This window comes from Ferroglobus sp. (genome assembly GCF_015521575.1).
Taxonomy (GTDB): Archaea; Halobacteriota; Archaeoglobi; order Archaeoglobales; family Archaeoglobaceae; genus Ferroglobus.
On record NZ_WANY01000241.1, the window covers coordinates 1 to 3,011 of the forward strand.

Below are 3,011 nucleotides of genomic sequence, written 5' to 3' on the forward strand. Positions count from 1 at the left end.
AAACTAAAATTATGGTATTTATCACTTTTCCACAACTACGAGCATTTCGATAAGTGTCTTCCTATCCCTTAAAAGTTCCACAAATTCCCGATTTAAGTCTCTCGCTGCTTTGTTGGATTTGATCAGCAAAGTTCTTCCGCAAACAAAATCGCTCTTTCTAACGACCACATCATTTTCGTCTTCAAAACTCATCCTTTTCGAGCCAAAGCCGAAGAGCCTCTCTTCAAGACCGTAATCTGGAAGGTTCAAAACGACTTCAACCCTCACCTCTCTTCTCAAAATCCTCTTCAGATCATCGTTTATATCCCTAATGGATTTATCAGCCCTAACACCAATTATGCAATCCCCTCTTGGAGTGAGATCCTTTTCTTTGGTTATTTCAAAAGTGGTTTTATGGGTAGCTTTGATGTTCTCGTGACCGTAAGCCGAAATAATTTCAAGAACTTTTCGCATCCACTACTTTGAAAGCTCGATCTCAAGCCTCTGTGGATCGTACTTCCAGTCTTTTGGAAGGACTCCTTTTTCTTTATAGTACTCGCTAAGTCTCCAGATTTTCGCTTCGATCAGCTGCAAACCTCTTCTGTTGTGGATGTCCTTTTTGTGAACCTCCAAGTGCTTCCTCAAATTGATGGCTTTCTTTATTAGAGCCTTGAGATCTTCGGGAATCTTAATCTCTATTCCGTGCTCCTTCAGAATCTTCGTGATCTTCTTTCCCGTCACCTGCCTAACCGACGGAATACCGTACCTATCTCTGAGGATCATTCCGATCATACTTGGCTCGTATCCTTCCTTGTAAAGCTCCACGACTTTCTTCTCCACTTCTTCCGGACTCATGTCAACCCACGGTGGTTTACCTTCTCTGTAAACTCTCTTGGACCCTGATTTTCCCTTTCTCCTCGCATGCATTCGTGCCATAGCATCACCAGATTCGAAGGAAGATTTAAAAATTTTTTGTGAGCCACTCGAAAAAGCTTTGAAAAGCTCTTTTTCTGTGACTGACTTTATTCTTTTCCTCTCCCATTTCTGCGAAAGTCCTTCCTTGGTATTCGAAAATTGGATCAAAGCCAAACCCGTGAGTGCCCCTAATTTCCTCAGCTATTCTTCCCTCCACCTCGCCTCTAAAGACGTGAAATTCGGAGCCGTCGTAAAAGACCACAACAGCAACGAATTTTGCTCTTCTGTTCTCAACACCCTCCATCAGCTTTAAAATCCCCTCGTTACCTATCGTTTTGAAAACGTAGGAAGAGTAAACTCCGGGAAATCCCTTTAAAGCCTCCACGAAAAGTCCACTGTCCTCTATTACGAACATTGGCTCGACCTTCTTAGCCAAATGTTTTGCGCTTTTTAAAGCAACTTCTTCCAAGTTTTCTCCCTGAAACTCGTCATAGCGGTAGTTCAGCCAAGAGACATCTACTCCATACTCTTCCGCTATCCTCTTAACCTCCTGGTACTTCCCCTCATTCGTCGTAACGAAATTCACCATCATCTCCCAACAGCCTCCATAAACCCTCTCAAAGCGAGATGGAAGTAACTTTCAGCAAACTTCGACTTTTTCAACCACTCCCAGAAAAACCTGTAATCTTCGTCAACTTCAAGCAGCTTCTCATGCATTCCTTCAACGCTTTCGCAAGAAAGAGCCAAGTCTTTCCACTCAAAAAGCTTCTCTTCAATCCTATCGAGCATCTCTTTCTCCCCAATTCCGAAGTGGGTGTAAGCTATCCTCTCCACATTCAACCTTCTCATTTTTCTTATTGACTCCACCGCTTTTTCGAAATTGAAAACCGGAGGAGTGGTAGGAATGACATGACCATCTTTATAAACTCCGGCAGAATCCCCGGGAAAGAGAATTTTATCTAAAACGAAGGACTGATGGTGTGGAGCGTGTCCCGGAGTGTGAACGACCTTTATTTTGCTATTTCCCAAGGTAAACTCCGAGTTATCTTCCGAAACGACTATTCTGCTATCCTCAATCGGTAAAGGTTTTCCGTAAATTTCCGCAATTTCGTTTAAAACTCTCTTCGAAGCTCTCCAAAGCCTTTCGGGATTTATCAAATGCTCCGCTCCTCGCGGATGCACTATAACTTTCGCTTTTTCGCAAATTCTCACGAGACTTCCAGCCGCCCCACCATGATCGAGGTGAACGTGAGTGACAGCAATAAATTTAACTTTCTCCGGCTTTATTCCAAGCTCCTCGAAAACTTCTGGGAAAACTCCGGAAGTCTTCTCCGCTCCCGTTTCAACTACTGCCACATCCCCCCTATCGACGATGTAGGAGAAAACAATGCCTTTCTCTCCCCCTATTTCCGTGTCGACTGCATATACTCCATCTGCAACCTCTGAAATCCTCATAGCTCTACGAAGCTCCTTTAGATAAATAAATTTACTCAACTGAAGAGCCTCCTCATCTTAAATATGCTCCTCCGATAAAGCTCTCCCGAGATTATGAAAACCGCTATGGAAAATGCCTCAAGCAAGTTGTATTCATCCATGTAGCCGTTGATACCCATGAAGACCGCCAGCGAAAAGATAGAAGAAGCTAAAGGAATCCCCACAAGCTTATCGACAGAATTTAAAGGCAACTGCACTATCGCATGCTCTATTCTTTTCTCCTTCAACGTGAAATAGAGAAGTAAGAGTAGTACTGGAAAGGAAGCAACATACACAAGTTCTGACAGCAGCACGATAATTTCAACGAAAGGGAAATGCTCGGGCAATTCAGCTGCAAGAAGCCAGAACGCAATCACATAGATCATAAGTAATCCAACCTTATTTAAGTCGAAATTCTCTACATTAAATTCCATAATTTTTATAGCCTTAATTACAGCAAAAACGTGAGCAAAAATCAAAATTGGGAGAACTGCAGAAACGTAAACAAACATGTTTGGTAAGCCCAAGCTCAATTTTTCTCCAGCTATATCTGACATCAGTTCAAAAAACTCCACCACGGAGATAATGGTGAACGATATGCAGATCATTAACAAATATGAGGTCAAAAAAGACCAGAGATGCCT

Annotated in this window: 5 protein-coding genes; all 5 read right to left on the reverse strand. The window is 42.6% G+C overall.

The genetic code is table 11. The annotated features are described in order from the left end of the window. Positions 1–21 precede the first annotated feature (21 nt). Positions 22–453, reverse strand: a complete 432-nt coding sequence (locus tag F7C14_RS09690; protein WP_290902332.1) for a DUF371 domain-containing protein — start codon at positions 451–453, stop codon at positions 22–24. Positions 454–456: 3 nt separating this feature from the next. Further along, entirely contained in the window at positions 457–915 is a 459-nt protein-coding gene (locus tag F7C14_RS09695) for a 30S ribosomal protein S15 (RefSeq protein ID WP_290902334.1), read from the reverse strand. 25 nt (positions 916–940) lie between these two features. Beyond that, on the reverse strand, positions 941–1,486 hold the full coding sequence (locus F7C14_RS09700) for an XTP/dITP diphosphatase (RefSeq protein WP_290902335.1): 546 nt from the start codon (positions 1,484–1,486) through the stop codon (positions 941–943). Continuing rightward, positions 1,483–2,349, reverse strand: coding sequence for an MBL fold metallo-hydrolase (locus tag F7C14_RS09705; protein ID WP_290902336.1), 867 nt, complete (start codon positions 2,347–2,349; stop codon positions 1,483–1,485). Before F7C14_RS09705 ends, F7C14_RS09700 begins: the two co-directional genes overlap by 4 nt. Before the next feature lie 35 nt (positions 2,350–2,384). Next, the coding region (locus F7C14_RS09710; RefSeq protein ID WP_290902338.1) for a hypothetical protein at positions 2,385–3,011 on the reverse strand (627 nt) is incomplete at its 5' end.